This window comes from Pseudarthrobacter leeuwenhoeki (assembly GCF_055412885.1).
The window spans coordinates 1-1,170 of sequence record NZ_JBVAYY010000044.1; the positions used below are offsets into that span (position 1 = coordinate 1).

1 protein-coding gene is annotated in these 1,170 nt (G+C 65.8%); it reads right to left on the bottom strand.

What is annotated here, in order from left to right; all coding sequences use genetic code 11:
- Positions 1-1,126, bottom strand: a 1,126-nt coding sequence (locus tag ACZYX4_RS17640; protein ID WP_463878402.1) for an IS110 family RNA-guided transposase, incomplete at its 3' end; no start/stop codon positions are given.
- Between the last annotated feature and the right edge of the window lie 44 nt (positions 1,127-1,170).

Consider the following 1,170-nt stretch of genomic DNA (forward strand, 5'->3'; position numbering starts at 1 on the left):
GGCGTGCAAGGCAGATGACGGCGGCGTTGTGTTTCTTGCCTTCGGCGCGTTTCCGGGCGTAGTAGGCCTTGGAAACGGGGTCGTGGCAGGAGGCGATCCAGGCGGACCTGAAGAGCGCGTTCTTGAGCTGTTTGTTGCCGGAGCGGGCAGGGAATTCCCCGCGGATGGACGTTCCGGACCGTCGAGTGACCGGTGCGATGCCGGCGTAGGCGGCGAGGTGGCCGGAGGTGCGGAAGCTGCTCCCGTCGCCGATGGTCAGGAGTATCGTGGCGGCGGTCTTGATGCCGACTCCCGGCATGGACATCAAGACCCGGGAAAGAGGGAAGTCGTCCAGGAGCTTTTCGACTTCTTCGGCCACGATGGTCCGTTGGTGTTTGAGTTCCTTGATCTGGGCGGCGACGCGTGGGATGACCAGCTCCACGGCCTCGGTCCCGGCGACGGTTACCGTCTGCTCGCCCAGGGCGGCGAACACGGCGGCGATGAGCGCGGCCGGGTCTTTGCGGCTGTGGTTGCGGGCCCAGCGCAGCACATTCCCACGTCCCGCGGCACGAAGACCGGTCGGGCCCGCGTATTTGATCAGCAGTTCCAGGACCAGGGAACGGGTCAGGACGGTGCCGGGAAAGGCGCGTTCCAGGGCCGGGAAGATCTGCAGCAGCAGGGACCGGAGCCGGTTGATCGCGCGCGTGCATTCGTGGGTCAGATCCTCATCGAACCCGGAGAGCACCTTCAGCGCCGAGAGGACCTCGCTGTCCCGGTCGACCGCGCGCAGAGTGTGCGGCATCGCGCGCGCCGTGGCCGCGATAATGAAGGCGTCACGGGCATCGGTCTTGGACTTTCCCGGGTAGAGGTCTGCCGCTTTGCGCATGGCCAGTCCCGGCAGATAAGCCACCTCGCAACCACAATCCCGGGCCACAGCAACCGGCAGCGCCCCGATGGTGTTGGGCTGGTCGACCACCACCAGGACCTGTCCGTGCTCCTGGAGGGCGGTAAACAGCATCCGGAGCCGTGCCTCGTCCTGCGGCAGCGGTTTGTCGAAAACCCGCTCCCCGGCGGCGTTGAGCGCGGTTGCATGATGTTCGCTCTTGCCGACATCGAGCCCGCAGAAGATGTCGAATTCCTGTTCCATACCGGCGCTCCTTTGCACCACCATATGGCCGCAGTCACGACACC